Below are 26,734 nucleotides of genomic sequence, written 5' to 3'. Positions count from 1 at the left end.
GAGCGTGAAACCGCACACGCCAGCACGACCGCAACCCCTGCCTCACACCGCGTGCAACACGGCCCACAGCGCGCGAAACCCGGCCTCCCGGTACGCATCGGCCCGCGCCGAATCACGCGCGATCGACTCCATCGCCGTTTCGGCGATCGACGCGAACAGCGCCGCGCAGAACGTGTGCGCTTCGTCGGGATTCAGCGCGCCCGACGCGGCGACCTGCTCGCGCAACAGCGCATTGATCCCGCCGAAGCCTTCGGCGCCAGCCGCACGATGCGCGTCGTCGATGCGCCCGCTCACGCCCAGTTGCTGCAGCGCGCGCCGCCCGTCCGGGTTCGAGACGCCCCACGACACATAACCGTTCCACGCGTGCCGCAGCGCCTCCTCGACCGGCGCGCGCTCCGGGTAACCGGTCATCATCGCGTCGCGCATGTCCGCCTTCAGGCTCACGTACAGCGCGTTCAGCAACGCGTCCTTGGTTTCGAAGTACGTGAACACCGTGCCTTCCGCCACGCCGGCGAGCCGCGCGATGCGCGCGGTCGTCGCGGTCGCACCGTCCTCGGCGAGCGCCCGTGCGGCGGCGGCCAGAATGGCTTCGTGCTTGTCGGGACTGCGCGGTCGGGCCACGTTCGATTCCTTTAATGAGTGAGCACTCAATCATAATGGGGCGATCATACGGAATGCAAGTGCTGTTACATCCGGGGGAACCCATACGCAATCCATCAAAACCGTGCACTATTAGCGTTTTCACGTACTGGTGCGTTCACGTATCGGCGCCCGGTGCCTCGACGTTCGTTTCACGTTCCCCGTTTCAAACCGCGAACCTCCCATGACGAATCAGCCTACCCAGACCGGGGCCGACCGGCCCGTCGACATGATCATCTTCGGCGGCGGCGGCGACCTGGCCGCCCGCAAGCTGTTGCCCGCGCTGTACATGGCGCACCTGCACTGCAACCTTCCGCCCGACACGCGCATCATCGCGGTCGGCCGCCGCGACTGGGGCATCGACGGCTATCGCAAGTTCATGGACGAGCAGTCGCGCCCGTTCATCGACGAAAAGGCGTTCGATCCCGCGGCCTGGAGCCGCTTCCTCGACCTGTTCAAGTACGTGCTGATCGACGTGAACGCGCCGGACGACTACCTGCGGCTCGCGGAAGCGGCACGCGGCGACGCGATCCGCGTGTTCTACCTGTCGACGTCGCCGGAGCTGTTCACCACCATCTGCAACAACCTGTCGGCCGCGCATCTCGTCGACAAACACTCGCGCGTCGTCCTCGAAAAGCCGCTCGGCCACGATCTCGCGTCCGCGAAGGCGATCAACGATGCGGTCGGCAAGCACTTCGAGGAATCGCAGATCTATCGGATCGACCACTATCTCGGCAAGGAAACCGTGCAGAACCTGATGGTGCTGCGCTTCGGCAACCCGATCTTCGGGCCGCTGTGGCAGGCGCCGAGCATCCGCAGCGTGCAGATCACGGTGGCGGAGACGGTGGGCGTCGGCAGTCGCGCGGGCTTCTACGACCATACCGGCGCGCTGCGCGACATGGTGCAGAACCACCTGTTGCAGCTGCTGTGCATCGTCGCGATGGAGCCGCCGGTGTCGCTCGACCCGGACGCGGTGCGCGACGAGAAGCTGAAGGTGCTGCGCTCGCTGCGGCCGATGGCGGTGGCCGACGTCGCGCGCGACACGGTGCGCGGCCAGTACACGGCCGGCGCGGTCGACGGCCAGCCGGTGAAAGGCTATCTCGAGGAAGACAACGTGCCGGCGGACAGCCGCGCGGAAACCTTCGTCGCGCTGCGCGCGCACATCAACAACTGGCGCTGGGCCAACGTGCCGTTCTTCCTGCGCACCGGCAAGCGGCTGCAGCGCCGCCAGTCGGAAATCGTGATCGAGTTCGCGGACATGCCGTTCTCGATCATCCCGACCGGCCCGCGCCACTACAGCAACCGTCTCGTGATCCAGCTCCAGCCGGAAGAGTCGATCCAGCTGCAGATGCTCGCGAAGGAACCGGGCAGCGGGATGAACATGGTGCCCGTGAGCCTGAACCTCGACCTGCAGCAGGCGATTCCGGAGCGGCGCGCGGAAGCGTACGAGCGTTTGCTGATCGACGTGATCCGCGGCCGCCTCACGCACTTCATGCGCCGCGACGAGCTCGAAGCCGCGTGGTCGTGGGTCGAACCGATCCTCGACGGCTGGAAGCAGCTCGGCGACCGGCCGCGCCTATACACGGCCGGCACGTTCGGGCCCGCGGCTTCGTCGGCGCTGCTCGCGCGCGACGGGATGTCGTGGGCCGAAGAGGCGTAACCGCAGCACGACGGCGTGCCGCCGCGCGGCACGCCGGACTCCGCAGGGCAGCGCCGCCTGCCCTGCATCGCTACTGCGGCACCATCCACACGGCCTTGCGCCGCGCCTGCGCATCGCTGCCGCTGCCCAGCATCTCGATCAGGTAGTCGACGAACGACGCGATCCGCGACGAGATCGCGGTATTGCGGTAGTACACCGCGTGAATCGGCTGCTGGACATCGAGCGTCTGGCGCGCGAGCACCTGCATCAGCCGCCCCGCCTCGCGATCCCGGGCGGTCACGAAATCGGACAGGCAGACGATGCCCGTGCCCTCCAGCGCCAGCTGCCGCAGCGTTTCGCCGCTCGACGAATACACGTCTGGCTCGATGCGGCACGGTTCGCCGTCCGCGCCGAGGATCGGCCACACGTTCAGCGATTCGGGCTGCGTGAAGCCGAGCAGCGTGTGCTTGTCGAGATCCTCGACCTTGCGCGGCTGACCATGCGCTTCGAGATACGCGGGGCTCGCAAGCATGCGCACCCGGCTGTTGCCGATCCGCCGGCTGTGCAGCGTCGAATCCTTCAGCCGACCGATCCGGATCGCGACGTCGGTGCGCCGCTCCAGCAGGTCGGTGATGCCCTCGTTGCTGTTCAGTTCCAGCTCGACCTTCGGGAAGCGTTCGCGGTAGCCGCGCACGAGCGGCACGATCACGTGCAGCATGAACGGCGTCGCCGCATCCACGCGCAGCCGCCCCGACGGCATTTCGCGCCGCGCGAGCATCTGCTCTTCCGCACTCTCGACCGATTCGATGATCGCGCGCGCGTCCTGCAGGAACGCGCGCCCTTCCTCGGTCAGTTCGAGCCGGCGCGTGGTCCGGCGCAGCAGCGTGGTCTTCAGCTTCTCCTCGAGCCGCCCGAGCGTGCGGCTCGTCGCCGACACCGTGAGGTCGAGCTGCTGCGCGGCCGCCGTGATCGAACCGGAGTCGACCACGGCGGCAAAGGCCTGGAGTTCGTCGAGCGTAATCTTCATCGTTGCATTCTTGATTTCAAATCAAAACAATTTGGTTTATAAGCCTGTTTTTCGGCAAAAGTAAAGGCGGCACACTGCGCTCCATCCTCACCGGACCCTGGAGCACCCCTCATGCCACTCGCCCTGCTTGCGCTGACCATCAGCGCATTTGCCATCGGTACCACCGAATTCGTGATCGTCGGGCTGATCCCGACGATCGGCGCCGACCTCGGCGTCAGCCTGCCGTCCGCCGGCCTGCTCGTCAGCCTTTACGCACTGAGCGTCGCGATCGGCGCGCCGCTCCTCACCGCACTCACCGGCCGCGTGCCACGCAAGACCCTGCTCGCCGCGCTGATGGCGCTGTTCACCGTCGGCAACCTCGTGGCCTGGCAGGCGCCCGGCTACGAATCGCTGATCGTTGCGCGCATCCTCACCGGCCTCGCGCACGGCGTGTTCTTCTCGGTCGGCTCGATCATCGCGACCACGCTCGTGCCGAAGGAGAAGGCCGCCAGCGCGATCGCGACGATGTTCAGCGGGATGACCGTCGCGTTCGTCGCCGGCATTCCGCTCGGCACCTTCATCGGCCAGCATTTCGGCTGGCGCGCGACGTTTCTGGTCGTCGCGCTGTTCGGCCTCGTCGCGTTCGTCGGCGCGGTGGCCTTCGTGCCGCGCGGGTTGCCCCAAACGGTGCCCGCGCCGCTCGCCCGCCAGTTCCGCGTGCTCGCGCAGCCGCGCCTGCTGCTGGTCTATGCGATGACGGCCGTCGGCTACGGCGGCTCGCTGATCGCGTTCACGTACATGGCCCCGCTGCTCGAGCAGATCGCCGGCTTCACGCCGTCGCAGGTCAGCCTCGTGCTCGTCGGCTACGGCGTGTCGGTCGCGTTCGGCAACGTGTGGGGCGGCAAGCTCGCGGACGCCGTCGGCCCCGTGAAGGCGCTCAAGCGGATCTTCCTGCTGCTCGCGATCGTGCTGCTCGCGCTCACCTTCACGATCCACGTCAAATGGCTCGCTGTCCTGACGATGCTCGCATGGGGCGCGGTGGCGTTCGGCAACGTGCCGGGCCTGCAGGTGTACGTCGTCAAGCAGGCGCGCCACTTCGCGCCCGATGCGACCGACGTCGCATCCGGCTTCAACATCGCCGCGTTCAACCTCGGCGTCGCGGGCGGCTCGGCACTCGGCGGCGTGATCGTCGCACACGTCGGCCTCGGCCATACGCCGTGGATCGCGGCCGTCGTCACGCTCGGCGCATTCGCGCTCACCGCCCTGAGCGGTCGCCTCGACCGCAGCGCGGGCCTGCCGGAACGCACGGCGGAACCCGTCCAGCTCGCGCACTGAACGTCACTGTATTGCAGGAGTTTGCACACATGAATGCATCGACCCCACGCCCGCCGTTCGCCGGCAAGACGTTCGAAGTGCGCTACGACGGCCTCACCGCGCTCAACGCGTACGACGATGACGGCCGCCACATGCGCTACGAGATCACCGAAGGCCCGTACGCGGGCGCGAAGGGTGAAATCGAATACACGTGGCAGCACATCGCCGGCGAAACCTACGCGATCTCGTGGCAGGAAGCCGACCGCGCGACGGTCGTGCATATCGACGATTTCGCCGCCGGCACGTCGCGGTCTTTCTTCACCGCGTCGTCGCTCGATTTCTACCGGCTCGAAGGCAGCCTGCGCGCGATCTGAACGGAACCCGACCATGTCCACTTCACTCACCGCACTCGACAAACTCGCCGACGGCGGCTTCAGCATCGGCCTCGAACTGCCGCTCGACAACGACTGGTCGCCGGCCGGCAACGCGAAGCGCCAGCACGACCGTCGCTACCCCGGCGTACCCGACCTCGCGCTCCACGCGACGCTCGCGCAACGGGCCGATACGCTCGGCTTCCGCGCGCTCTGGGTGCGCGACGTGCCGGTGTACGACCCCGCGTTCGGCGACGCCGCGCAAGTGTTCGAAACCTTCTCGTATCTCGGCTACCTCGCCGGCATCACGAACGACATCCTGCTCGGCACGGCGGCCGTCGTGCTGCCGCTGCGCGAGCCGCTGCTCACGCTGAAATCGGCCGCGACGATCCAGGAACTGAGCGGCGGCCGCCTGATGCTCGGCGTCGCCAGCGGCGACCGGCCGGTCGAATATCCGCTGTTCGGCCGCGACTTCGCGTCACGCGGCGCGAATTTCCGCGACCAGATCGCACTGCTGCGCGACGGCGCGCACGGGCACCTGCCGCCCGGCCTCGACGTGCTGCCTGCCGTCCGTACGCTGCTGCCGCTACTCGTCGCGGGTCTCGCGCAGCAAACGCCCGCGTGGATCGGCGAACACATGGACGGCTGCCTCGCGTATCCCGGCACGCCGGACGACCATCGGCACCGCGCCGCGAACTGGCGCGCGGTGGCCGGCGACAAGCCGTACGTGAGCTTCATCCACCTCGACCTCGCGGAAGATCCGCACGAGCCGCTGCAGCGGCACCGCTTCGGCGCACGCACGGGGCGTCTCGCGCTCATCGGGGAACTCGCGGCCATGCGCGAAGCGGGCGTGCAGCACATCGGCCTGCATTTCCGCCGCAACCGGCGTCCGCTCGACGAGACGATGGCCGAGATCGCGGCAGAGGTGCTGCCGGTGTTCCATTCGAAAACGAATCCGCAGACGCGCGGCGCATAAGGCCGGACACGGCCCGCGCGCGCCCCCGGCACGACCAATATTTGATTTTAAATCAAATATTTTTGACTTCTTAAGGCGTTTATCTCATCAGTCCAACGCACCAGAATGACTTCCATATCGCAATCGTTCCACTCTCCCAGGAGCACATGATGAGCAAGATTCCCGCATTCGGCCTCGGTACGTTCCGCCTGCAAGGCCAGGTCGTCATCGACTCGGTCCGCAACGGCCTCGAAGTCGGCTACCGCGCGATCGACACCGCGCAGATCTACGGCAACGAAGCCGAAGTCGGCGAAGCAATCGCCGCGTCGGGCGTGCGCCGCGACGAGCTGTTCCTCACGACCAAGATCTGGGTCGACAACTACGCGCCGGACAAGCTCGTGCCGAGCCTCGAGGAAAGCCTGCGCAAGCTGCGCACCGACCACGTCGACCTGACGCTGATCCACTGGCCGGCCCCCGACAACGGCGTCGCGCTCAACACGTTCATGACCGCGCTCGCCGACGCGAAGGCGCAGGGCCTCACGCGCCGGATCGGCATCTCGAACTTCAACATCGCGCTGACGAAGGAAGCGATCGCGGCCGTCGGCAAGGATGCGATCGCGACGAACCAGATCGAGCTGAGCCCGTACCTGCAGAACCGCAAGCTCGTCGAATTCCTGAACGCCGAAGGCATCCACGTCACGTCGTACATGACGCTCGCATACGGCAAGGTGCTCGGCGATCCGGTGATCGGCGCGATCGCGCAGCGTCACGACGCGACGCCCGCACAGGTCGCGCTCGCGTGGGCGTCGCAGCTCGGCTACTCGGTGGTCCCGTCGTCGACGAAGCGCGAGAACCTCGCGAGCAACCTGCTCGCGCAGACGCTGCGCCTGACCGACGAAGACATGGCGCAGATCGCCACGCTCGAACGCAACGGTCGCGAGGTCGACCCGGCCGGCCTCGCGCCGAAGTGGGACTGACCGCGCCACCACCCGCCATTCACATTTGATTCGCCGCGGCCCGAAAGCCGCGGCACCCACAGGACATCAGCACCATGACCCAGGACCCGCTTTTCCAACCGCTGCGACTCGGCGCGCTGACGCTGCCGAACCGCATCGTGATGCCGCCGATGACGCGCTCGCGCGCAACCCAGCCCGGCGACGAAGCCAACGAACTGATGGCCGCGTATTACGCGCAGCGCGCGAGCGCGGGCCTGATCGTCAGCGAAGGCACCTATATTGCGCCGCTCGGCAAGGGCTACGCATGGACGCCCGGCATTCACACGCCGTCGCAGGTCGCCGGCTGGCGCAAGGTGACGGACGCCGTGCATGCCGCGCACGGCCGGATCTTCGCGCAGCTGTGGCACGTCGGCCGGCTGAGCCACACGAGCCTGCTCGGTGGCCGGCAGCCGGTGTCGTCGTCGCCGCTCCAGGCGAAAGGCGTGAACGTGTTCATCGCGGGTGAAGACGGCAGCACGCCGGGCTTCGTGCAGGCGTCCGAGCCGCGCGCGCTGACGCTCGACGAGATCCGCGAGATCGTCGATCAATACCGCGCCGCCGCGCGCCACGCGATCGAGGCCGGCTTCGACGGCGTCGAGCTGCACGGCGCGAACGGCTATCTGGTGAACCAGTTCATCGACTCGAATGCCAACACGCGCACCGACGCGTACGGCGGTTCGCTCGAAAACCGGCTGCGCTTCCTGCGCGAAGTCACGCAGGCGCTGATCGAAGGCACGGGCGACGCGTCGCGCGTCGGCATCCGCCTCGCGCCGCTGACGACGCTGAACGGCTGCGTCGACGACGATCCGGAAACGACCTATCTCGCCGCTGCAAAGCTGCTCGGCGAACTCGGCGTCGGCTACCTGCACATCGCGGAAGCCGACTGGGACGACGCACCGTTGATGCCGGTCGAATTCAAGCGGCTGCTGCGCGCCGCATTCCCGGGCGTGCTGATCTATGCCGGCGCGTACACCGCCGAGCGCGCACGCGAAGCGATCGCCGCCGGCTGGGCCGACCTCGTCGCGTTCGGCCGCCCGTTCGTCGCGAACCCCGACCTGCCCGAGCGGCTGCGCACGGGTGCCGCGCTCACACCGCACGACCGCAACACGCTGTTCGGCGGCGGCGAGCGCGGGCTGACCGACTATCCGACGCTGGCCCAGGCCGCGGCCTGAATCGGCATACCCGAGACTGCTCATGAGAATCACGCTCCCTTCCCGCCTGGGCTTCGGCACCGCGCCGCTGGGCAACATGTACCGGGACATCCCGCACGAAGAAGCGCTGGCCACGGTCGACGCGGCGTGGGAAAGCGGTATCCGCTACTTCGACGCCGCGCCGCTGTATGGCGCCGGCCTCGCCGAGCTGCGCCTCGGCGAAGCGCTCGCGGGGCGCCCGCGCGACGCGTATTCGCTCGGCACCAAGGTCGGCCGGCTCGTCCTCGACGAACACGAGGACGCATCCCAACGCGATCTCGGCGAAAAAGGCGGCCTGTTCCGCCACGGGCTGCCAAACCGGATCGTCTACGACTACACCGAAGACGGCACGCTGCGCTCGATCGACGCGAGCCTCGAGCGGCTGCGCACCGACCGGCTCGACACCGTGTGGATTCACGACCCGGCCGTCGACTTTCACGGCGACGCATGGCGCGACGTGTTCGACGTCGCGATGTCGGGCGCGGCCAGAGCGCTCACGCGGCTGCGCGACGAGAAGGTGATCCAGGGTTGGGGCCTCGGCGTGAACCGCGTCGAGCCGTGCGAACTCGCGCTCGAACGCGCGGACCCCGACGGCTTCCTGCTCGCCGGGCGCTACACGCTGCTCGATCATGCCGGCGCGCTCGAACGGCTGATGCCGGAAAGCGCCGCGCGCGGGCTCGGCATCATCGTCGGCGGCCCGTACAACTCGGGCGTGCTGGCGGGCGGCACCCATTACGAGTATCAGCCGGCCACGCAGGCCATGCTCGACCGCGTCGCGCGCATCCGCCAGATCTGCGAACGATTCGGCGTCGATGTCCGAGCAGTGGCGCTGCAATTCTCGCTCGCGCACCCGGCCGTCGCGGCCGCGATCCCCGGCGCAAGCCGGCCCGATCGCATCGACGACAACCTGCGCCTTGCCGCGGTGTCGATCCCGGCCGAACTGTGGGAGACGCTGAAGGCCGAACGCCTGATTGCCGCGCAGGCGCCGACGCCGGTTGGCCCGGATCGAGGTTGAATCGGGCCTGCGCGACCGCGTCAGCCAGCGGCCGCGCATCCCGGGCCGCGTGCGATCGCAACGGCTATCGCCACGATCGCCATTTGCGCATTGCAGCCGGCGCAATTGGCGTCTAGCGTTTACGGGTTCGTCGACGAATACCCGTCACCCGACCCGAAAGGATGCCTCGCCATGCGAAGCCGCTTCCCGAAACGCCCCATGCTACCGGCCGCCGTGGCCTGCGTTGCACTCGCCTTCTGTGCGTCGTCCGCCCGCGCCGACGACCCCGCCGGCCTCGCGCCGCCCCAGCCGGCCACGCCCGTGCTGTCGACGACTGCGGCTGGCCTACAGGTCTACACGTGCGACTACGACGCCGGACACAAGCTCGCGTGGGTGTTCCAGCACCCGGAAGCGATGCTGTTCGACGCGAGCGGCACGCTGGTCGTCCGGCACGGCGCCGGGCCGTCATGGGAAGCGCTCGACGGCAGCCGCATTACCGGCAAGAAACTCGCGGAAGCGCCGAGCGCGCGCGCCGGCAGCATTCCGCAACTCCTGCTCGCCGCGACGCCGGCCACAACAGGCGCGACCGGCACGCTCGCCGGCGTGCGCTTCGTGCAGCGGCTCGATACCGCGGGCGGCACGCCGCCGGATGCAGCGTGTTCGACCGAGCATGCGGTCGGCCGCTTTCCGTATTTCGCGCGCTACGTGTTCCTGAAGTAACGCGCGACGGCGCCCGAAGCACCGGGTGCCGTCGCGGCGGCGTCCTCCTCTCGCATCACATTGATCAGTCATCCTATTCTTGATGTACGGATGCCTGCCCTCGTTCAGGGTCCGCGAAGCTCAGCCGATCCGCATCGACAGCTCGACATCGCCGCCGAACGGCACTGACAGATAGCCGTTCTCCGGCGCGCGCACGTAAGCGAGATAGTCGGGGCTGAAATCGGCATTGTCGGCCACGACGAACGCGCCGGGCCGCAACCGCTGCTCGACGCATGCAAGCACCTCCGGATACAGCGCCTTCGCGCCGTCGAGCAGCAGCAGGTCGACCGCATCCGGCAGATCGGCGGCCAGCGTACGCAGCGCATCGCCCTCGCGGATCTCCACGAGATCGGCCAGCCCGGCTGCCGCCAGGTTCGCCCGCGCCCGCACGACCTTCGACGGTTCGAACTCGCTCGTGATCAGCCGGCCGCCACCGTTGTCGCGCAGTGCGGCCGCGAGATGCAGCGTCGAAATGCCGAACGACGTGCCGAATTCGACGATCGACCGCGCGCCGCCGCTGCGCGCGAGCATGTACAGCAGCGTGCCCGTCTCGCGCGACACGGCGAGCGGATAGTCCTTCAGGCGCGCATACAAATCGGTGTAGCCGGTCTTGCTGCGCATCAGCCGCGCTTGCTCGTCGCGCGACAGGCTGGCGAAGTCCGGGCTCGTCGCGGGCGACGAGGCGTCGGCTTCGTCGAACAGGCGTGCGAGCAGCGAGGCCAGCGGGTCGAGCGTCAGGGTGGTCATGCGAATCTCCGGGTTCAGGTTGAGTGCGTCGTTGCACCCGATTAGAATATGACGAACTATTCAGGTTTTACTATTCGCATTGGCCAGCCGCTCATGACCGACCGCCCGAACGCCCGGATTGCCACGCGCAAACAGCCTCAGCAGGCTCGCTCGACCCAGCTCGTCGAGGCCGTCCTCCAGGCCGCTGTTCAGGTTTTGGCGAACGAAGGCGCGCAGCGCTTCACGATGGCGCGCGTCGCCGAGCGCGCCGGCGTGAGCGTCGGCTCGCTGTACCAGTACTTCCCGAACAAGGCGGCCGTGCTGTTCCGGTTGCAGCATGACGAATGGCGGCAGACGGCCGAGATGCTGCGCGGGATGCTGGAGGACGTGAACCGGACACCGCCCGAGCGGCTGCGCACCGCCGTTCACGCGTTCATCCGTTCGGAATGCGACGAGGCGCGGATGCGCATCGCGCTCGACGACGCCGCCCCGCTCTATCGCGACGCCCCCGAGGCACACGAAGCGAAGGCGGCCGGCAACCGCATCTTCCAGGCGTTCATGCGCGAGGCGCTGCCCGATGCACCGGCCGCCACGCGCGAACTGGCATGCGACCTGATCACCACCACGCTCATGGCGGCCGGCAAGGCGTTTTCGGAAAGCGAGCGCTCGCCCGACGAAATCGACGCGTATTCGAACGCGATGGCCGACATGTTCCGCGCCTATCTCGACCATCTCGCGCACAATTGAGGCCGGGGCGACGACGAAAACCGCCCCTGCGCGATGGCACTCTCGTCCGAATGCAGGTTGCGCGCGGCGGCGGATCCCGTCACCGGCCCCTGTCTCCACCGGCCTGCGCGGCCACAATGAAAGACATTTGTAATTTTCGATGCATCCCCCGCTTCCCCTTTGCCCGTCGACCCCGCATTCAAATAATCGCCTTAACGGATTCGAACTAGGCGTATACACGCGTGTCGACGCGACGGAGCCCCGTTGCACGCCGATATAAGCGCTGAGACATGCGCTGCATGCTCTTCCCCCAATGGGACGTGATGGGTGGTTCGCCTAACCTTCGCTACGGCAAAGCACACGTGACGGGGTCGACTCCACAACGCGTCGCACGACGCGACACCCTCGCGATCGTTTCGATTCGCACGTAACGACACGGATCACGCGTCATTCGTCCTCACGACGTTGCCGACAATCCCAACTAGATACGAGACACCCTGACGACGGTTCGCTACGGGCCGTTTCAGCATGCTGATAAAGGAGCAAGCTCATGAGTGATACCCCGGTGCAGCCGACGGTCGGCGTCGGCGCGGAAGAAACTGACTTTGGCACCAAGGGAGTCATCGACCGGTACTTCGGCATTTCGTCGCGCGGCAGCACGCAGCGCCGCGAGATCATTGCCGGCGTCACGACCTTCCTCGCGATGGTCTATTCCGTGTTCGTCGTTCCCGGCATGTTCGGCAAGGCCGGCTTCGACACGAGCGCCGTGTTCGTCGCGGTCTGCCTCACGACCGCGTTCGGTTCGCTGCTGATGGGCCTGTGGGCGAAGCTGCCGATCGCGATCGGCTGCGCGATCTCGCTGACCGCGTTCACCGCGTTCGGCCTCGTGCTCGGCAAGGGGCTGTCGCCGACGGTCGCGCTCGGCGCCGTGTTCCTGATGGGCCTCGTGTTCACCGGCATCTCGGTTACCGGCGTGCGTTCGTGGATCCTGCGCAACCTGCCCGCAGGCGTCGCGCACGGCACGGGCATCGGCATCGGCCTGTTCCTGCTGCTGATCGCGTCGAATGACGTCGGCCTCGTGATCAAGAACCCGGGCGCCGGCCTGCCGGTCTCGCTCGGCCAGATCACCGCGTTCCCGGTCATCATGTCGATCATCGGCCTCGCCGCGATCTTCGGCCTCGAAAAGCGGCGCGTGCCGGGCGGCATCCTGCTCGTCGTGATCGCGATCTCGATCTTCGGCCTGATCTTCGATCCGAGCGTGAAATACCACGGCATCTTCGCGCTGCCGTCGCTGAGCGCACCGGGCCATGCGTCGCTGATCGGCGCGATGGACATCAAGGGCGCGCTGTCGATGGCCGTGCTGCCGAGCGTGCTGGCGCTGGTGATGACCGCCGTGTTCGACGCGACCGGCACGATCCGCGCGGTCGCGGGCCAGGCCGGCCAGCTCGACGAGAACGGCCGCATCATCAACGGCGGCCGTGCGCTGACCGCCGATTCGCTCAGCTCGATCTTCTCCGGCTTCCTCGGCGGTGCGCCGGCGGCGGCCTACATCGAGTCGAGCGTCGGCGTGGCCGCGGGTGCGAAGACGGGCCTCGCGGCCGCCGTGGTCGGCCTGCTGTTCCTCGTCGTGATGTTCTTCTCGCCGCTCGCGGGCCTCGTGCCGTCGTACGCCACCGCACCGGCGCTGATGTACGTCGGCCTGCTGATGCTCGGCAGCGTGAGCAAGCTGCACATGGACGACATGGTCGACGCGATGTCGGGCCTCGTGTGCGCGGTGTTCATCGTGCTGACCGCGAACATCGTGACGGGCATCATGCTCGGCTTCTCGACGCTCGTGATCGGCCGCATCGCCAGCGGCGAATTCCGCAAGCTCAACGTCGGCACCGTGCTCATCGCGGCCGTGCTCGTCACGTTCTATCTCGGCGGCTGGGCGATCTGACCGCGAATCGTGCGCGACGTCGCCGGCAGAAGGACGGCGCGCATCGGGACGACATCGTCTCCTCCACCATCATCGTTGATGGTCTCCAGGCCTGGGAACGCAAGTTTCCAGGCTTTTTTTGTTGATGGGGCGCAGTGCGGCGCACATCGCGGAAACGTCGCGGCGCGAATCCGCCCCCGGTGCTACGATCGGGCTTTGCCTTCGGGAGCCCCCATGAACGCGCTCGGCATCGTCTCCGAATCGAGCACCCGGACGTCGGCGCGCAAGCCGCCGTTCATCCCGTCGTTCGGCTTCCACGAAGTGCACGAATCGAAGCCGATCGATGCCGCGCCGGCGCGCATCATCGACACGGTCACCACGCTCGACATGCGCACGGATCCGATCGTCGACGCCCTGCTCAACGTCCGCGAATTCCCGGCTACCGTTGCCGCGTCGCTGCGCCCCGGCACCACTCGAGTCGAACGCGAACGCTTCGGCCTCCATGCGTTCACGCCGCTGCATCGCGACGAAACGTCGCTGTCGCTCGGCCTGATCGGCCGCTTCTGGCGCCCAGACCTCGGCGTGCTGAAGATCGCCGACGCGGCGGCGTTCGTGCGGCACGACGACCCGCGCGATGCGAAGCTGGTGCTCCGCTTCGAAGTCGTCGGGCTCGCGTCGGGTGCGCACATGCTGCGCACCGAGACCTTCGTGCATTGCCCGACCGCCCGCACGCGGCTGCTGTTCATGCCGTACTGGCTCGGGATCCGGATGGCGAGCGGCTGGATTCGGCGCCGGACGCTGACGGCGGTGGAGATGGCGCTGGCGTAGGGCCTTGCCACGCCGGCCATGACGGCACGCGCGGGCCATCCGCATCAAAACGGCTTGATCACCACCAGCCCGACGACGATCGCCGTCGCGGCCACGACCGCACCTGCCGCCTGCCCGAGCCACGGCGCCGGCACGACGACGAGATCGTCGCGTTCCATGCGCCGCAGCGTGCCGGCCAGGATCCCGTGCAACGCCGACAGCGCCGCGACCACCCCGAGCTTCACCGACAGCCACGCCGCGCCGAACCAGTGACCGTTCAACGCCAGCACGATCCCTACAATCCAGACGAGCGCGAGCGCGGGTGCCGTCACCGTGCGGTCCCAGCGGCGCACGGCGCGATGCACGGCGAGGTTGGCAATGCGCACGCCGACGGACAACATCAGCAGGCCGCCGACGAACGTGACCACGGCAACGACATGAACGGCCTTGAGCCACAGGTAGATCATTGCGCGTGCCTCCGGCGCGCGATCCATCCGGCACTCGTCAGGCCGACGAACGGCACGACGGCCGCCAGCACGAGCCGCGCGACCTCGGCCTTGCGCCACAGCCCGCTCGACGCGGTGCCGACGACCGCCCACACGTACATCGCGAACGCGATGCCGTGCACCGGGCCCATGATCGATACCGCGGCCGGATAACCGGCCAGGTGCTTGAGCGGCACGGCGACGCACACCAGCACGACGAGCGTGGTCGCCTCCAGCAACGACAGGTATTGCAGGGTCCGCAGCGCATTGCGATCGTCTTGTTGCATCGGCAGCCTCCAGGTTGGACTGCGGCGATTGTCGCGTGTGGTGCCGCTCGGGGCCATTGGCTAAAATGACATCTTTAAACGGATTCTGGCCAAGCCCTCGAACGCCATGCACACGGTCGCCGTTCTCGCCCTGCCCGATGTCGTCCCGTTCGATCTGGGCATGGCGTGCGACACGTTCGCGCGCGTGCGTTCGCCCACCGTCGCGCAGCCCTACCGCGTGCGTGTGTGCAGCGAGCACGCGCGTGTCGCGGGCGACCTGTTCGACCTGCGCCCCCCGTTTCGTCTCGACGCGCTCGCCGATGCCGACACGATCGTCGTTCCCGGCACGTCGGTGCCGCTCGCGCCCACGTCGCGCCCCGTGATCGCGGCACTGCGCGCGGCGGCCGCACGCGGTTGCCGGATCGCGTCGATCTGCAGCGGTGCGTTCGTGCTCGCGGAAGCCGGGCTGCTCGATGGCCTGCGCGCGACGACGCACTGGCTCGCGGCAGCGGAACTCGCGCGCCGCTATCCGCACGTGACGGTCGATCCGAACGTGCTGTTCGTCGACAACGGGCAGATCCTGACGTCGGCCGGCGCGGCGGCCGGCCTCGATCTGTGCCTGCACATGATCCAGGCCGACTACGGCGCGGCGGTCGCCGTCGACGCGGCGCGCTGCGCGGTGGCGCCGCGCGTCCGCGAAGGCGGTCAGGCGCAGTTCATCGCACCGGAATGGCCGAGCGGCATCGACGGCCTGCACGACCTGATGGACTGGCTGCAGGCCAACCTGCGCAAGCCGCTCACGCTCGACGCGATGGCGCGCCAGGCGTCGACGAGCGTGCGCACGCTGACGCGGCGCTTTCAGGAGCAGACGGGCACGTCGCCGCGGCAATGGCTGCAGACCGCGCGCGTAAGGCATGCGCAGCAATTGCTGGAAGTCACGGCGCTGTCGATCGAGCATGTCGCGACGGAGGCCGGCTTCGGTTCGGTCACCGCGTTTCGCGAGCGGTTCGCGCGCATCGTCGGCACGACGCCGCAGCGGTATCGCCAGGCATTCCGCGCGCGGTCCGGCGCATGATGCACACTGCACCGCCCCCCCCACCGCGCCCCGGCTCACGATACCTCGCCACGGTGGCGAAAAAACCTGCGCACGCAACCGTCAGGATGGCTACCGAATGCCGCCACACCCCATCGCCCGCCACAGCATCGCGCCAACCGGACCCCATCGATGACCCGCATCCGCAACCCCCTGAACCTCGCGCAGCTCCAGGCGTTCGTCTCCGCCGCGCATCACAAGAGCCTGCGCGCCGCCGCGCGCGAACTCGGCGTCACGCAGCCCGCGATCACGCATACGATCCGCGAGCTCGAAACGGCGCTGAACGCGGAGCTGCTCGCGCGCAGCGTACGCGGCGTCGAGCTGACCGCGTGCGGCCATGCGCTGCTGCCGCGCGCCGAGCAGCTGCTCGGCGACATCCGCCGCACGGTCGAGGCCGTCGAGCAGGTGAAAGGCGAGATGTCGGGGCGCGTGGCGGTCGGCACGATGCCGTCGATCGCGCTCACCGCGCTGCCGCGCGCGGTGACGGCGTTCCGCCAGTCGATGCCGAACGTGAGCCTGCATCTCGAGGAAGTGACGGTGCCCGACGCGCTCGCGCAATTGCGCAACGGAACGCTCGACATCGCTGCGATGCACCATGTGCCCGCGCTCGACCGCGATTTCACGCAATCGCCGCTGCTGTCGACCGAATTCACCGTCGTGATGCGCGAAGGCCATCCGCTTGCGCATGCGCGCCGGTTAGAGGAATTGCTCGATGCCGAGTGGATCGTCACCGTCGGCGCCGAGCAGTTTCCGCACAGTGTGATGGTCGGGATGTTCGAGGCGCACGGGCTGCCGCTGCCCAAACGTTTGCTGCGCTCGCCGATGTCGTTCGCGGTGACGCTCGGGCTCGTCGCGCGCTCGGACGTGATCGGCTGCTTCACGCGCCCGCTCGCCGCGATGGTCGCGCCGCTGGGCATCCGCACGGCCGAACTCGACGAAAGCATGCCGCGCTTCGACCTGTCGATCATCGCGCGGCGCGACCTGCTGCCCACGCCCGCCGTCACGCAATTCGTCACGTGCCTGCAGCGCGCGGTCAACGAAACGCTCGGCTGAATCGTTCCTGTGTCTGAAACGGCTGCGCCCGCAACGCGCCGCCGCCGGGCCCGGTATCGGGGCATGTCCTAGGCGCCCTGCCGGTATTTTGTCTTGATAATCTTCCGCACGTCGCGCGCCCGCATCGGGTGGGCGAAACGGACAGCCTGTCGCGAAGCCGCGCCGGGCCGAAGGCTTACGGCGCGGCACAACCGCGCACCCATCGAACAAAACGAGGAGTCACCTGGTGAAAAAGATTCTTGCGGCTGTGACCGTTGCCCTGCTCGCCGTATCGGCCGGCGGCGCGTACGCGAAGGACTGGTCGACCGTGCGGTTCGGCGTCGACGCAAGCTACCCGCCTTTCGAATCGAAAGGCGCTGACGGCAAGGTTGTGGGTTTCGACGTCGATCTCGGCAACGAAATCTGCCGCCGCATGAACGCGAAGTGCGTGTGGATCGAGAACGACTTCGACGGGATGATCCCGGCGCTGAAGGCCCGCAAGTTCGACGGCGTGCTGTCGTCGATGTCGATGACGCCGGCGCGTCAGGAACAGATCGCCTTCTCGGCGAAGCTGTTCAACACGCCGACGCGCCTCGTCACGAAGAAGGGCACGGGCCTGATGCCGACGGCCGAATCGCTGAAGGGCAAGTCGGTCGGCGTCGAGCAGGGCACGATCCAGGAAACCTATGCGAAGACGTACTGGGCCTCGAAGGGCGTGAACGTCGTGCCTTACCAGAACCAGGACCAGGTCTACGCCGACCTGATCTCGGGCCGCCTGGACGGCGCGCTGCAGGACGCGGTGCAGGCTGAAATCGGCTTCCTGAAGACGCCGCGCGGCGCGAACTACGAGTTCGCCGGCAAGGACATCGACGATCCGAAGACGCTCGGCAACGGCGCCGGCATCGGCCTGCGCAAGGAAGACACCGACCTGAAGGCGAAGATCGACGGCGCGATCGCCGGCATGCGCAAGGACGGCACGTACGACAAGATCGCGAAGAAGTACTTCGATTTCGACGTCTACGGCAAGTAATCCGCCTGGCAAGCGCACGCTTCGCTTCGGCACGAACGGGCTCCGCAAGGAGCCCGTTTTTATTGCGGGGGCCGCACCGGCAGCGTTATTTTTTCCGCCCCAACCTGATGATTCTCAAAGAGAAACGGCGTGTTCTGGCGCCGGTTTGATGGCGGCGAGGAAGGCAACGTACAATCGATCTTCCACGCACACCGGACATTCGCGGCTGCGCCGCACTCCCCCATCATGCAAACGCAGACCCATCCGCTGATTTCCCCCGCCGTCGGTACCGAACGCCAGATCACGAGCTTTCACTACGGCCCGCGCGGCGGCAAGAAGGTCTATATCCAGTCTTCGCTGCACGCGGACGAACTGCCCGGCATGCTGGTCGCCACGCTGCTGCGCCGCAAGATCGCCGCGCTCGAGACGGCCGGCAAGCTGCGCGGCGAAGTCGTCATCGTGCCCGTGCCGAACCCGATCGGCCTGTCGCAACACGTGTTCGGCGATCACCTCGGCCGCTTCGAGCTCGGCTCGATGCAGAACTTCAACCGCAATTTCTACGATCTCGCGGCGCTCGTGCTGCCGCGTGTCGAACACCGCCTGACTCACGACGCGCAGCACAACCTCGTCGCCGTGCGTGCCGCGATGCGCGAAGCGCTCGACGAGCAGAAGCCGCGCACCGAGCTCGATTCGCAGCGCCTCGCGCTGCAGAAGCTGTCGTTCGACGCCGATATCGTGCTCGACCTGCACTGCGACAGCGATGCGGTGATGCACCTCTACACGAATCCCGATCTGTGGCCGGACGTCGAGCCGCTGTCGCGCTACCTCGACGCGCAGGCGTCGCTGCTCGCGCTGAATTCGGTCGGCAACCCGTTCGACGAGATCCACAGCTTCTGCTGGTCGGATCTGCGCAACCGCTTCGGCGATCGCTTCCCGATCCCGAACGGCGCGATTTCCGTCACGATCGAGCTGCGCAGCGAGCGCGACGTGTCGTACGAGTTCGCGGAAAAGGACGCACAGGCGATCGTCGAATACCTGACCGAGCGTGGGGTCGTCGACGGCACGCCGGCGCCGCTGCCGCCGCTCGCGCATCCGGCCACGCCGCTCGCGGGCACCGATCCGCTCGTCGCGCCGGTGTCGGGCGTGATCGTGTTCCGCACGCCGGTCGGCGTGATGATCGAGGCCGGCCAGGCCGTGGCCGACATCGTCGATCCCTTGACCGATCGCGTCGTCACGCTGAAGAGCAGCGTGTCGGGCGTGCTGTACGCGCGCCAGATCGTGCGCTTCGCGACGGCCGGCATGGAAGTCGCGCGGATTGCCGGCGCGACCGCGATCCGCACCGGTTCACTGCTGTCGGCCTGAGCGGCCGGCCCGCGCGCCGGCGCACGGCGCGCATCGCGCTCACCCGCCCGCACCAACGAAATCGCCCGCTTGCGCGGGCGATTGGCTTTCCGGAGCGTCGATGTCCGGCCATCCGGTACGTGAAAACGTTCAGAACGCCGGTATGATCGCGCCGCCGAACTTCTGGTCGATGAACTTGCGCACGTCGTCCGATTCATAGGCCGCGACGAGCTTCTTCACCCACGGCTTGTCCTTGTCCTGCGCGCGCACCGCGATCAGGTTCGCGTACGGCCCGCGCAGATCCTCGATCGCAATCGCATCCTTCACCGGCGTGAGCCCGGCCTTCACCGCGTAGTCGGTGTTGATCGACGCGGCATCGACGTCGGGCAGCGCGCGCGGCAGTTGCGCGGAATCAAGCTCGACGATCTTGATCTTCTTCGGGTTTTCGGCGATGTCGAGCGGCGTCGCGTTCACGCCGTTCGCGCCGACGCCCGCCTTCAGCTTGATCACCCCGTACTTCTGCAGCAGCAACAGCGCGCGGTTGCCGTTCGACGGATCGTTCTGGATCCCGACCTTCGCCCCCACCGGCAAGTCCTTCAGCGACTTGAGCTTTTTCGAGTAGAAACCCATCGGCGCCGTGTACGTGAGCCCGACGTTGACGATCTTGTAGCCGCGCTGCTTGATCTGACTGTCGAGGAACGGCTGGTGCTGGAAGCCGTTCGCGTCGAGATCGCCGGAATCGAGCGCCGCGTTCGGCTGCACGTAGTCGTTGAATTCGATGACCTTGATCGCGAGACCTTCGCGCGCGGCGACCTTCGTCACCTCGGTCCAGATCTGGGCGTCGGGGCCGCTCATCGTGCCGATTTTCAGCGTTTGCGGGTCGGCGTGCGCGCCGGGCGCCGCGAATGCCAGCGCGGCGGCGAGTGCGCCGAGGCCGGTCAGGAATGAACGTCGCATGGTGTCCTCTGTCCCGTGTCGTTTGTTGGAACACGGATCGTGGCATGGGGCCGGAACGCCGCCAACCAAGCTTATTTCATGTGCATATTCCCGATTCCGATCGAATCTCAGTCTGAATCGGTATAACCACCGACTATACAAGCGGGCAGAATTCAGTGTCGCATCGACGCCACAGATTCTTCATATGACAGTCGCTGTCATATTCATTACGTGGCCCCTCGATAAAGTTGCCGCCGGTCCGTGAAAGCGCCCAGAGAGAGCGCCGGAACCGCAACTGGACACGCCATTCATTCGCTCGGAGAACCCTTTGAACAAGAAACTGTTGACCATCGCCGCTCTGGCAGCAACGGCCGGCACGGCGCACGCACAAAGCAGCGTGACCCTGTACGGCGTCATCGATGCCGGTATCAGCTACGTGAACCACAGCAAGACCGCCAACGGCGGTACGGGCAAGCTGTTCAAGTACGACGACGGCGTTGCCCAGGGCAGCCGTTGGGGCCTGCGCGGCACCGAAGACCTCGGTGGCGGCCTGAAGGCGATCTTCGTGCTCGAAAACGGCTTCAACAGCGGTAACGGCACGATCGGCCAGGGCGGCGCGATCTTCGGCCGCCAGGCTTACGTCGGCCTGAGCCAGTCGCAATACGGCACGGTCACGTTCGGCCGCCAGTACTCGTTCTCGACCGACATCCTCGGCTCGAATTACTCGACCGGCGGCAACACGGTCGCGGGTAACTACGCGTACCACGTGAACGACCTCGACCAGCTCACGTCGAGCCGCATCAACAACGCCGTGAAGTTCCAGAGCGCGAACTACTCGGGCTTCACGTTCGGCGCGTTGTACGGCTTCTCGAACTCGACGGACTTCGCAGGCGCACCGGCGACGACGACGGGCACGACGACGACCGCAGGCTCGTCGCGCGCATACAGCTTCGGCCTGAACTACGCGAACGGCCCGGTCTCGGTCGGCGCAGCCTACACGGACATCCGTTTCCCGAGCCAGTCGACGCCGGCGTTCTCGACGACGATCGCGAACATCGCGACCGGCAACGTCCGCGACCTGCGCACGTACGGCGTCGGTGGCCGCTACGTCTGGGGCCCGGCAACGGCATGGCTGCTGTGGACGCGTACGCAGTTCTCGACGGTGTCGGGCGCGGGCGGCACGTTCTACAACGCGTATGAAGCAGGCGCGAAGTACGCCTTCACGCCGGCGCTGTCGGGCGGCCTCGGCTACACGTACACGAACGCGACGCAGAGCGGCAATTCGTGGCACTGGAACCAGGTCAACGGTATCGCCGACTACGCACTCAGCAAGCGTACGGACGTGTACGGCCTGGTCGTGTACCAGCAGGCATCGGGCAAGGGCGTGCAAGCGCAGATCGGCTCGAGCACGAGCTACTTCAACACGTCGGGCACGGGTTCGAAGAACCAGATCGCCGCACGTATCGGTATCCGTCACAAGTTCTAAAGCATCCGCTTAACTCGCGGATCACGACGGCAAGAAGCGCCCCGCTCCACGCGGGGCGCTTTTTTATGTGCTTTTAAGTTTCGCTTAATTCTGGGCTGAGAGGATGCTCTCACCCCCCCTGTTGGCCGCCTGAACATCGGCGGCTTTTTTTTTGAACCGCCGACGGCGCCGCCATCGATTGCCCACAAGACAAGACAGGATCGGAGGCCATGATGATCGAAGATACCGTTTTCAGCCATCTGCACGCGATTCTGACGTGCCAACACTCGATGCCGGTCCAGAGCTGCCGCGTATCGGTCGAAATGCAGCGTCCGTGGGGACGGCCATATCGTCTCGTCGAATGGACGATGCATCTCGACGCGCCCGCGCGGCGCCAGATCGTGCCGGCCGAGTCGACCGACGAAGAGATCGCCGAGGTCGTCGCCTCGCACGTGCCGGGCCGGCTTTACGGCGACGGCCGCCTGCAGTTCTGAACGCCTTCCCGCTCCATCCGCTTCCCCGGTTTCACCCGCGCCGCACCCATCGTGCGGCAGTCGGTCTCGTTTGATGCCGCAACGAAACCTGCTACGCTGCGCGTTTTCGTCCACGCAACACACGATGGAAAACGCATTCAACGAACGTGGCGTGATGATCACGCGCAACGGCCTGTCGGCCGCCGGGCAGGTATTCGCACTCCGTGACATCCGCCAGGTCGACGTCGTCAAGATTCCGAAGAACCGCCTCGTACCGTCGCTGATCTCGCTGATCGGCGCGGCCACCGCCGTCGCAGGCGGCATCGCCGGATCGAGCGCCGCGCTCGTCGTCGGCGTGATGCTCGTCGTGGTCGGCTATCTCTCATGGGCCACGCAGGACGTCACGTATCGCCTGATGGTCGAGATGCCCGACGGCAAGCGCGAGGCGCTGTCGAGCGTCGACGCCGCGTTCGTCGAACGCGTCGCGCAAGTCGTGCGCGATGCGCAGGCCGCGAAAGCGGCCGGCTGATTCCGTTCGCCTCCCTGCACGCTTCGATTCGCGGTGCTCCGGCCACGCGTGGCGCGTTTCGCGCCGCGCAACGGCAGCGTCGATTACCCCGTCGAATCGCATTCCGCCTCCTCGTCGCCCACACCGCGCCTGCGCTGCGACCGCCGACCGCCTAGTATGGAAAGAGCGGCTCGCCGCCGCATCGTCCATGGAGGCCAGCATGAACGTCCAGACGCTGTCCGGCACGCTTCGCGCGCAGGAACTGCTGATCGTGTCGATGATCCGCGCGCTTCCCCCTGACACACGCCGTGCGCTCGTCGACCTCTACACCGAACAGATCGCGTTCGCCGAGCAGGCCGGCCTCGAAAGCCACAGCGATCGCGCGACGCACGACGCGTTCATCACACATGCGCGCAACCTGCTGATCCGCATCGAAGCGCTGGCCTAGCCAGGCCCCGTTTTTTCCCGAATTTCCCGTCGTGGCTCGCCCGGGCCGCGCAGGTGAGCGCTCACCCACGCGAGCTGCTCTCCGTTCTTGTATTGATAATAATTCTCATTTACACTGGTAAAGTTATCAGTTGCCTTTCAATTCGCCGCTCGCCGCCTTCCATGCGCGGGCGGGCCAGCCAGGTGAACGCGTCACCCAGCCAGCCTTCGGGCTTGTTTTCGTCAATGGGAGACCACCTGTGCATTGCTATACGCTGGCGCGGCGGCCGATCTGTGCCGCGCTGTTCGGCGCGTTCGGCCTGTCCGCCGCCACGGCTCACGCCGATTCGACGCCGCAAGGCGCCACCCCGCCTGCCGCCCTCCTCGTCGCCGCGTCCACGCGCGGCGACGCGGCGCTGCTCGATCCCGTCACCGTCACGGCCAACCGCACCGCCACGGCCGCGAGCCGCACGGCGGCGTCCGTGTCGGTGATCAACGACGAGGATCTGGAAGAACAGCAGGCCACCAACATCAAGGACGCGCTGCGCTACGAGCCGGGCGTCACCGTGCGCCGCACCGCGTACCGGCCCGGCAGCGCCGCGCTCGGCGGCGGCCGCGACGGCGATTCGAGCATCAACATCCGCGGCCTCGAAGGCAATCGCGTGCTGCTGATGGAAGACGGCATCCGCCTGCCGAATGCGTTTTCGTTCGGCCCGCTCGAAGCAGGGCGCGGCGACTACGCCGATCTCGACACGCTCAAGCGCATCGAGATCCTGCGCGGGCCGGCCTCGGCGCTGTACGGCAGCGACGGCCTGACCGGCGCGGTGAACTTCATCACGAAGGATCCGCGCGACCTGCTGTCGATCTACAACAAGCCCTATTACTTCTCGTTCCGGCCGAGCTACGACTCGGCCGACCGCAGCGTCGGCGCGACCGTGTCGGCCGCGGGCGGCAACGATCGCGCGCAGGGGATGATCATCGCCGACGGCCGGCGCGGCCACGAGGTCGACACGCGCGGCAGCAACAACTCGGCGAGCACGCTGCGCACCACGTCGAACCCGCAGGACGTCTATTCGGAATCGCTGCTCGGCAAGCTCGTGCTGACGCCCACCACGCGCGACACGATCAAATTCACCGCCGAAACGGTGCGGCGCCGCGTGAGCACCGACGTGCTGTCGGCGATCAGCCCGCCGACCACGCTCGGCCTCACGACCTACGACCGCCTCGAGCGCAACCGCTTCAGCGTCGACTACGACTTCCACGACGACGCGTTCCGCTGGTTCCAGACCGCGCACGTGCAGTTCTACTACCAGGACGCGAAGCAGGACCAGTACGCGTTCGAGACACGCGGCCGGGCGGCTTCGCGCTCGCGCGACAACCAGTACAAGGAGCGCACGTTCGGCGGCTCCGCCTTCGCCGAAAGCGGCTTCGCGACCGGTCCGTTCGCGCACAAGCTGCTTTACGGCGTCGACGGCAGTGTGTCGCGCGTGACGAACATGCGCGACGGCACGGTGCCGGGCGTCGGCGAGGCATTCCCGAACAAGGCGTTCCCCGACACCGACTACACGCTGTTCGGCGCGTTCGTGCAGGACCAGATCGGCTACGGCCGCCTGCTCGTCACGCCGGGCCTGCGCTTCGACACGTACCGGCTGAGCCCGACCGAAAACGATCCGCTGTTCACCGGCAAGGCCGTGTCGACGAGCGCGAACGAACTGTCGCCGCGCGTCGCCGTGCTCTACGAGATCACGCCCGCGGTCATTCCGTACCTGCAGTACGCGCACGGCTTCCGCGCGCCGACGCCCGACCAGGTGAACAGCAGCTTCTCGAACCCGGTGTACGGCTACACGTCGATCGGCAATCCGAACCTGAAGCCCGAGACGAGCGACACGTTCGAAGCGGGCCTGCGCGGCAAGGCCGGCACCGGCTACGGCGTCGTGCGCTACAGCGCCGCTGCCTTCACGGGCCGCTACCGCAACTTCATCTCGCGCACGACGATCGCCGGCAGCGGCCGGCCAACCGACCCGTTCGTGTTCCAGTACGTGAACTTCGCCGACGCACGCATTCACGGCCTCGAAGGCCGCGCCGAATGGGTGATGCCGAACGGCATCACGCTGAAGACGGCGATGGCGTTCACGAAAGGCTCGACGCAGAACGACGGCGCGGCCAGCCAGCCGCTGAATACCGTCAATCCGTTCTCAGCCGTGTTCGGCGTGCGCTACGAGCCGACCGAGCGCTGGTACGTGCAGACCGACCTGCTGTTCCAGGCCGCGAAACGCGACAAGGACATCGACAAGTCCGACTGCTCGAACAAGGCGTGCTTCTCGCCGCCGTCGTCGTTCGTCGTCGACCTGCGCGGCGGCTACCGCTTCAACAAGCACGTGAGCGCGACGATCGGCATCCGCAACCTGTTCGACCGGAAGTACTGGAACTGGTCGGACGTGCGCGGCATCGCAGCCGATTCGCAGGTGCTCGATGCATATACGTCGTCCGGACGCACGGTCGCCGTCAGCATGAAAGTGGATTTCTGATGCGCGCCGCCCGCGCTGCCACCCCAACCGTTACTTGAAGGAGTCCGACATGATGCAATCCGCCCTTCCCGGTCAACCGGCCACGCCGGCCCGCGCGGCCGCCGCGCTGCGCGACGCGTTCATCAAGCTCAAGACCGAGCGCCAGTTGCGCAACCGCGACGTCGCGCAGGCACTCGGCGTCAGCGAAGGCGAGGCGCTCGCCGCGTTCGTCGGCGAGCACGTCGTGCGGCTCGACGCGCGCTTCCCGGCGATGTTCGAGGAAATGCCGCGCCTCGGCCGCGTGATGGCGCTCACGCGCAACGATACGGCCGTTCACGAAAAGGATGGTGAGTACGCGCAGATGAGCCACGACGGCCCCATCGGGCTCGCGCTCGGCGATATCGACCTGCGCATCTTCTATCGTCACTGGGTATCGGCGTTCGCGGTGCGCGACGAGACTGCGCACGGCCCGCTGAAGAGCCTGCAGTTCTTCGACGCGCAGGGCCATGCGATCCACAAGGTCTACCTGCGCGCGCACAGCGACCACGCGGCCTACGACGCATTCGTCGAGCGCTGGCGTGCCCCGTCGCAGGAGCCGGGCCTCGACGTCGCGCCCGCCGCGCCGAAAACGCCCGAGCGCGCCGACACCGAGATCGACGTCGCCGGCTTCCGTGCCGCGTGGGACGCGATGACCGACACGCACCAGTTCTTCGGGATCACGCAACGCTTCGGCGTAAGCCGCATGCAGGCGCTGCGGCTCGCCGATCCGCAATACGCGTATCCGGTCGAAACCGCGCATGCGCTGCGCCACGTGCTCCAGCAGGCCGCGCAGAGCGGCCAGCCGATCATGGTGTTCGTCGGCAACGCGGGGATGATCCAGATCCATACGGGCCCCGTCGCGAACGTGCGCGGGGTCGGCGCATGGATCAACGTGCTCGACCCGGGCTTCAACCTGCACGTGCGCGAAGACCTGATCGCCGCCGCGTGGGTCGTGAAGAAGCCGACCAGCGACGGCATCGTCACGTCGCTCGAACTCTTCGACCGGCAGGGCGACCACGTCGCACTGCTGTTCGGCGAGCGCAAGCCCGGCAAGGTCGAACGTGACGACTGGCGCACGCTCGTCGCGACGCTGCCGGCCGCGGCACGCGGGGGCA

At 67.2% G+C, this 26,734-nt stretch carries 27 protein-coding genes; 21 read left to right on the top strand and 6 right to left on the bottom strand.

Annotated features, from left to right (window positions below):
* Nucleotides 1–42 precede the first annotated feature (42 nt).
* Nucleotides 43–621 (bottom strand): TetR/AcrR family transcriptional regulator, encoded by a 579-nt coding sequence (locus F3J15_RS09000; protein WP_166889904.1) that lies wholly within the window; start codon nt 619–621, stop codon nt 43–45.
* Nucleotides 622–823: 202 nt separating this feature from the next.
* Between F3J15_RS09000 and zwf the strand changes: the two genes are divergently transcribed.
* Entirely contained in the window at nt 824–2,299 is a 1,476-nt protein-coding gene (gene zwf / locus F3J15_RS08995; protein WP_166889901.1) for a glucose-6-phosphate dehydrogenase, read from the top strand.
* A gap of 70 nt (nt 2,300–2,369) precedes the next feature.
* Here zwf and F3J15_RS08990 read toward each other — a convergent pair whose 3' ends face one another.
* Nucleotides 2,370–3,305 (bottom strand): LysR substrate-binding domain-containing protein, encoded by a 936-nt coding sequence (locus tag F3J15_RS08990; protein WP_166889898.1) that lies wholly within the window; start codon nt 3,303–3,305, stop codon nt 2,370–2,372.
* Nucleotides 3,306–3,416: 111 nt separating this feature from the next.
* Here F3J15_RS08990 and F3J15_RS08985 point away from each other — a divergent pair, with 111 nt between their 5' ends.
* The 7 genes from F3J15_RS08985 to F3J15_RS08955 all read left to right on the top strand — a co-directional run bounded on the left by F3J15_RS08985 (nt 3,417) and on the right by F3J15_RS08955 (nt 9,823).
* The gene (locus F3J15_RS08985; RefSeq protein WP_166889895.1) at nt 3,417–4,619 is read left to right on the top strand and encodes an MFS transporter; all 1,203 of its coding nucleotides are present in this window, start codon (nt 3,417–3,419) and stop codon (nt 4,617–4,619) included.
* Nucleotides 4,620–4,648: 29 nt separating this feature from the next.
* On the top strand, nt 4,649–4,972 hold the full coding sequence (locus F3J15_RS08980; RefSeq protein ID WP_166889892.1) for an adenylate cyclase: 324 nt from the start codon (nt 4,649–4,651) through the stop codon (nt 4,970–4,972).
* 13 nt (nt 4,973–4,985) lie between these two features.
* Complete coding sequence (locus F3J15_RS08975; protein WP_166889889.1) at nt 4,986–5,945, top strand: LLM class oxidoreductase; 960 nt, start codon at nt 4,986–4,988, stop codon at nt 5,943–5,945.
* Nucleotides 5,946–6,094: 149 nt separating this feature from the next.
* Complete coding sequence (gene dkgB / locus F3J15_RS08970) at nt 6,095–6,901, top strand: 2,5-didehydrogluconate reductase DkgB (RefSeq protein ID WP_166889886.1); 807 nt, start codon at nt 6,095–6,097, stop codon at nt 6,899–6,901.
* Between the two features lie 74 nt (nt 6,902–6,975).
* Complete coding sequence (locus F3J15_RS08965) at nt 6,976–8,091, top strand: alkene reductase (protein ID WP_166889883.1); 1,116 nt, start codon at nt 6,976–6,978, stop codon at nt 8,089–8,091.
* A 22-nt stretch (nt 8,092–8,113) separates the two neighbouring features.
* Nucleotides 8,114–9,124, top strand: a complete 1,011-nt coding sequence (locus F3J15_RS08960; protein WP_089484879.1) for an aldo/keto reductase — start codon at nt 8,114–8,116, stop codon at nt 9,122–9,124.
* Nucleotides 9,125–9,295: 171 nt separating this feature from the next.
* Nucleotides 9,296–9,823, top strand: coding sequence for a DUF3455 domain-containing protein (locus tag F3J15_RS08955; protein ID WP_166889880.1), 528 nt, complete (start codon nt 9,296–9,298; stop codon nt 9,821–9,823).
* Nucleotides 9,824–9,943: 120 nt separating this feature from the next.
* Here F3J15_RS08955 and F3J15_RS08950 read toward each other — a convergent pair whose 3' ends face one another.
* A complete protein-coding gene (locus F3J15_RS08950; protein ID WP_166889878.1) occupies nt 9,944–10,609 on the bottom strand; it encodes an O-methyltransferase in 666 nt (221 codons plus the stop codon).
* 48 nt (nt 10,610–10,657) lie between these two features.
* Here F3J15_RS08950 and F3J15_RS08945 point away from each other — a divergent pair, with 48 nt between their 5' ends.
* The 3 genes from F3J15_RS08945 (at nt 10,658) to F3J15_RS08935 (ending at nt 14,060) form a co-directional block, all read left to right on the top strand.
* Nucleotides 10,658–11,335, top strand: coding sequence for a TetR family transcriptional regulator (locus F3J15_RS08945; protein ID WP_166889875.1), 678 nt, complete (start codon nt 10,658–10,660; stop codon nt 11,333–11,335).
* Nucleotides 11,336–11,864: 529 nt separating this feature from the next.
* Nucleotides 11,865–13,253: an NCS2 family permease gene (locus F3J15_RS08940; RefSeq protein ID WP_089448547.1), complete on the top strand. Its 1,389-nt coding sequence runs from the start codon at nt 11,865–11,867 to the stop codon at nt 13,251–13,253.
* 213 nt (nt 13,254–13,466) lie between these two features.
* Entirely contained in the window at nt 13,467–14,060 is a 594-nt protein-coding gene (locus F3J15_RS08935; protein ID WP_166889872.1) for a hypothetical protein, read from the top strand.
* Between the two features lie 44 nt (nt 14,061–14,104).
* Here the strand turns inward: F3J15_RS08935 and F3J15_RS08930 are convergent, their stop codons facing one another.
* Nucleotides 14,105–14,506, bottom strand: coding sequence for a CopD family protein (locus F3J15_RS08930; RefSeq protein WP_166889869.1), 402 nt, complete (start codon nt 14,504–14,506; stop codon nt 14,105–14,107).
* Entirely contained in the window at nt 14,503–14,811 is a 309-nt protein-coding gene (locus F3J15_RS08925) for a DUF3817 domain-containing protein (protein ID WP_166889866.1), read from the bottom strand. The genes F3J15_RS08930 and F3J15_RS08925 overlap by 4 nt, the downstream gene beginning before the upstream one ends.
* A 106-nt stretch (nt 14,812–14,917) precedes the next feature.
* Between F3J15_RS08925 and F3J15_RS08920 the strand changes: the two genes are divergently transcribed.
* From F3J15_RS08920 to F3J15_RS08905, 4 genes are all read left to right on the top strand, one after another.
* Nucleotides 14,918–15,865, top strand: a complete 948-nt coding sequence (locus tag F3J15_RS08920; protein ID WP_166889863.1) for a helix-turn-helix domain-containing protein — start codon at nt 14,918–14,920, stop codon at nt 15,863–15,865.
* A gap of 150 nt (nt 15,866–16,015) precedes the next feature.
* A complete protein-coding gene (locus F3J15_RS08915) occupies nt 16,016–16,936 on the top strand; it encodes a LysR substrate-binding domain-containing protein (protein WP_166889860.1) in 921 nt (306 codons plus the stop codon).
* Nucleotides 16,937–17,162: 226 nt separating this feature from the next.
* A complete protein-coding gene (locus F3J15_RS08910) occupies nt 17,163–17,945 on the top strand; it encodes an ABC transporter substrate-binding protein (RefSeq protein ID WP_089484873.1) in 783 nt (260 codons plus the stop codon).
* A gap of 225 nt (nt 17,946–18,170) precedes the next feature.
* The gene (locus tag F3J15_RS08905; protein ID WP_069252629.1) at nt 18,171–19,286 is read left to right on the top strand and encodes a succinylglutamate desuccinylase/aspartoacylase family protein; all 1,116 of its coding nucleotides are present in this window, start codon (nt 18,171–18,173) and stop codon (nt 19,284–19,286) included.
* 129 nt (nt 19,287–19,415) lie between these two features.
* Here the strand turns inward: F3J15_RS08905 and F3J15_RS08900 are convergent, their stop codons facing one another.
* Entirely contained in the window at nt 19,416–20,222 is an 807-nt protein-coding gene (locus tag F3J15_RS08900) for a MetQ/NlpA family lipoprotein (protein ID WP_089448551.1), read from the bottom strand.
* A 307-nt stretch (nt 20,223–20,529) separates the two neighbouring features.
* Between F3J15_RS08900 and F3J15_RS08895 the strand changes: the two genes are divergently transcribed.
* From F3J15_RS08895 to F3J15_RS08870, 6 genes are all read left to right on the top strand, one after another.
* Entirely contained in the window at nt 20,530–21,687 is a 1,158-nt protein-coding gene (locus tag F3J15_RS08895) for a porin (protein ID WP_166889858.1), read from the top strand.
* A gap of 212 nt (nt 21,688–21,899) precedes the next feature.
* Nucleotides 21,900–22,160, top strand: coding sequence for a DUF2866 domain-containing protein (locus tag F3J15_RS08890; RefSeq protein ID WP_011353838.1), 261 nt, complete (start codon nt 21,900–21,902; stop codon nt 22,158–22,160).
* Between the two features lie 124 nt (nt 22,161–22,284).
* Nucleotides 22,285–22,668, top strand: coding sequence for a DUF6232 family protein (locus tag F3J15_RS08885; protein WP_089448552.1), 384 nt, complete (start codon nt 22,285–22,287; stop codon nt 22,666–22,668).
* Nucleotides 22,669–22,867: 199 nt separating this feature from the next.
* Entirely contained in the window at nt 22,868–23,095 is a 228-nt protein-coding gene (locus F3J15_RS08880) for a hypothetical protein (protein WP_089448553.1), read from the top strand.
* 238 nt (nt 23,096–23,333) lie between these two features.
* Entirely contained in the window at nt 23,334–25,601 is a 2,268-nt protein-coding gene (locus tag F3J15_RS08875) for a TonB-dependent hemoglobin/transferrin/lactoferrin family receptor (RefSeq protein WP_166889856.1), read from the top strand.
* Nucleotides 25,602–25,650: 49 nt separating this feature from the next.
* Nucleotides 25,651–26,734 (top strand): ChuX/HutX family heme-like substrate-binding protein (locus F3J15_RS08870; protein ID WP_166889854.1); only part of this gene is annotated, 1,084 nt, incomplete at its 3' end.

Source organism: Burkholderia sp. Ap-955, assembly GCF_011753045.1.
In the GTDB taxonomy this organism is placed as follows: Bacteria; Pseudomonadota; Gammaproteobacteria; order Burkholderiales; family Burkholderiaceae; genus Burkholderia; species Burkholderia lata_D.
The sequence above is the reverse complement of the archived record's forward strand: the minus strand, read 5'-3'. Positions and strand labels throughout refer to the sequence as shown.